The 3,567-nt window shown below is 70.8% G+C and carries 1 protein-coding gene and 1 pseudogene; both read right to left on the bottom strand.

Translation table 11 applies throughout. The annotated features are described in order from the left end of the window. Positions 1-442 (bottom strand): annotated as a pseudogene (locus WA805_RS02770) (Clp protease N-terminal domain-containing protein); the annotation flags it as partial. A 97-nt stretch (positions 443-539) separates the two neighbouring features. After that, positions 540-3,567, bottom strand: a 3,028-nt coding sequence (locus tag WA805_RS02765; protein ID WP_425241576.1) for a DEAD/DEAH box helicase, incomplete at its 5' end; no start/stop codon positions are given.

Genomic DNA, 3,567 nt, shown 5'->3' with positions numbered 1-3,567 from the left:
CCTGTTCGGGGGTCATCCCGGCCGCCGCGATCGCCTTAGCCGCCAGCCCTTCAGGGTCGGAAAGCAGCGCCGCCGCCAGGTGGCCAGCGCCGAGCGGCTCCGGTGCGGCCAGCTGGCCGGCCGACGCCAGCGCACGGGCGGCGCGTTCGGTGAACCGGGAGAACGGCTGCGGGTTCCCTTCCATGAGCTCGGCGGCCTTGCTTGGCACGAAGCGCTTCTGCGCGGCCTGCTTGGTGACGCCCATCGCGGCGCCGATCTGACTCCAGGAGGCACCGGAGCGCCGGGCCTGGTCCACGAAGTAGCCGATCAGCGCATCAGACTGCTCATCGAGCCTGGCGGAGACGGCGAACGCGTCCGCCACGTTCTCCAGCGCCCCGCCATCCGGGTGCTGGGCCTTGACGTAAGCGATCAGGTTGTCCAGCGGAACAGGAAACTCACTCATACGGTCAACTCTAGGTTGACGATCTGCGATCGTCAACCCGAGATTGACGCCGGTGGGGGAGGCCATGGCTGAGCCTCCCGGGCCGCCCCGCGCGGGGCTAGCCGAAGAGGGCGCGGATGTCGTCGGGGGATAGCGCTGACGAGAAGGCGCCGTCGCTGTCCATCACGGAGGAGAACAGCCCGGCCTTGCGCGCCTTGAGCGCCATGACCTTCTCCTCGATCGTGCCGGAAGCGATCAGCCGGTACACCATTACGTTGCGGGTCTGGCCGATGCGGTGCGTCCTGTCGACGGCCTGCGCCTCGGTCGCCGGGTTCCACCAGGGATCGAGCAGGAAGCAGTAGTCGGCCTCGGTGAGGTTCAGCCCGAAGCCGCCGGCCTTGAGGCTGATCAGGAACACCGGTGCGGTTCCCTCCTTGAACCCCGAGATCACCGCCGGGCGGTTCACCGTGCTGCCGTCGAGATAGCAGCACGGCACCCCGGCCGCCTCGAGGCGGCCGCGCACCATCCGCAGGAACCGGGTGAACTGGCTGAAGACCAGTGCCCGGTGGCCGCCGCCCACCACGTCTTCGAGCTGCTCGAGCAGCGAGTCGATCTTCGCGGACGGGACGTCGCCGTGCGCGTCGTCCACCAGGGCGGCATGCAGCGCGAGCTGGCGCAGCAGCGTCAGGGACCGCAGGATCGTGAACCGGTTGTGGTTGACGTCGCCGAGCAGGCCGAGGACCTTCTGCCGCTCCCGCTGCAGGTGCGTCTGGTACAGCCTGCGGTGCCGCGGGCTCAGCTCGACCTCGAGGATCTGCTCCTGCTTCTCCGGCAGGTCGGCGGCGACCTGTTCCTTCGTGCGGCGCATGATCAGCGGCCGGATCCTGCGGCGTAGCTGGCCGAGCAGCTCCGCGTTCCCGCCCTTCTCGATCGGGCGCGCGTAGTACTCCTTGAACCGTTCCGGGTTCGGGAACAGCCCCGGCGCGGTGATCGACAGCAGCGACCACAGCTCCATCAGGTTGTTCTCCATCGGCGTGCCGGTGATCGCCACCTTGAACGGTGCGTCGACCTTCCGCGCGCACGCGTGCGCCTTGGAGTGGTGGTTCTTCACGTACTGCGCCTCGTCGAGCACCAGCCCCGCCCAGGGGAGCGCCCCGTACGACTCGAAGTCCAGCCGCAGCAGGGTGTACGACGTCACCACCGCGTCCGCCCCCGCGATCACCGACTCGAGCGCCACGCCGCGCCGGGCCAGCGTGTCCCCGATCGTCACCACCTTCAGGTCCGGGGTGAACCTGCGCGCCTCCGCCGCCCAGTTCGCCAGCACGCTCGTCGGCGCGACGATGAGGAAAGGATTATCCGTAACGTCCTCGCCTGACTCCGCGGCCTTCATGGCTTTCGCATGAGAAAGCAGCGCCAGCGTCTGCAGCGTCTTGCCCAGCCCCATGTCGTCGGCGAGGATGCCGCCGAGCCCGTGCCGCCACAGGAACGCGAGCCACTGGAACCCGGAGCGCTGATACGGGCGCAGCAGCGAGTCCAGTGCCGCAGGGGGCGCTGGGTGCTCGACAGAAGACAGCGAGAGCAGCCCCTGCACCTGGCGCTGCCACGCCGCGGCCTGATGGCGGACCACGCCGAGGCCGGCCAGCTCGTCCCACAGGCCGGCCTGGAACCTGCTGATGCGCAGCGGGCCGTCCAGGGCGGCAGGCTGATCCGTCAGCGCGCGGGCCTCCTCGATCAGCCGGGCGAGCGCCATCAGCTCCGGCTTGTCGAGCGAGAAGTAGGCACCGTCAGGCAGCAGCAGGTGCGACTGGCCGCTGGCCAGTGCCACGAACAGCTCGGTGAACGGGACCTCGCGGCCCTCCACGGTGATGGTGATGCCGAGGTCGAACCAGTCCTGCTCGCCGTCGAGCTCGGCCGTGGACACGCCGATCCGCAGCGAGTCTCCGGCCTCCCGGTAGTCCGGCACCCGGCCGGACACCTCCACCCGCACGTCGTCGCGGCCGGACAGCAGCGGCAGCACCTCGGTGCTGAACACCATCGTGTCGAGACCGTGCAGGGTGGCGGCGGAGAAACGGGCCCGTTCCGGGAGATCGAGATCGACACCGGCCAGCACCCGCGCTTCCGCGGCGGGATCGCGGAACTCGGCGACCCGGGAGCCGACCGCGGCTCGCAGCTCCGCGTCGCCAACCTGGTACGCCCATTCCCAGCGGAGGTCCACGTCGTGGGCGCCGAAATACCTGGCGCTGAGCACCAGCCGGGGTTCGGAGATCCGCGGCGGGGTGAACGAGCCGTCCGACGAGATCACCGGGGCCATTCGGCGCAGCCTCGGATAGTACCTGGACAGGAACGCGGCCTGCCCGGCCGACGGCACCACGAGCCGTTCGTCGGCGAGGGCGAGCTGCTGGAGCTGGCGGGGGACCGGGGCGGCGAGGCGGGCCAGCCGGAATCTGGCGTGCTCGGGGCGGTCCTGGTGGGCCTGCACGCGATCGGCGAGCACCACCCCGTGGCCCTCGGTGCCGATGAAGCTCAGCGGCACCGCGTCATCACCGCCGGGAGTCTTGATGACCGGGGCGATCAGCAGCGCGGTTCCCTCGTCCGCGACGTCGCTGGTGACGTCGAGGCACAGCTCCGCGGTGCCTGGCGGCGGCACCAGGCCCTGCCTGCGCGGGTAGACGAGCGGCAGGGCGGCGGCGTGCGCCTGCTCGAGGACCGGCCAGAGCTGGCGGGACTCGCAGCTGGACAGCTCGAGGTACCGCTGGTCGCCGCCGTACGCGTAGCCGTATCCGTAGTAGGAGGATCTCGCAGTGGCGCTCGCCCGGTGCAGGGCGTACAGCTCGTGCAGCAGGCGGACGTGCGCGGCCGGGTACTCGTCGCGCAGCAGCAGGTAGTCGAGCCGGGACCAGGTCAGGTTCCCGGCCACCCAGGCGCCGCTGCGGCCGCGCGTCACCAGCCGGGCCTGCAGCCTGAGCCGGCTGGTGCCGTCGTCGGGTTCCTGCCGGGTGTAGTAGGCGGCGTACCGGGTGGCAGGCTCCGGGGTGTTCGGCACCAGGGACAGCTCGATCGCCAGCGGGGCGCCCATGTCGGCGGGACCGGCGTCCGCGTCGTCCGCCGTGCCGGCCGGTCGCGGCGTGCCGAGCAGTGAGTCGAGC

This window comes from Trebonia sp., from assembly GCF_049794275.1.
Classification (GTDB): domain Bacteria; phylum Actinomycetota; class Actinomycetes; order Streptosporangiales; family Streptosporangiaceae; genus Trebonia.
The sequence above is the reverse complement of the archived record's forward strand: the minus strand, read 5'-3'. Positions and strand labels throughout refer to the sequence as shown.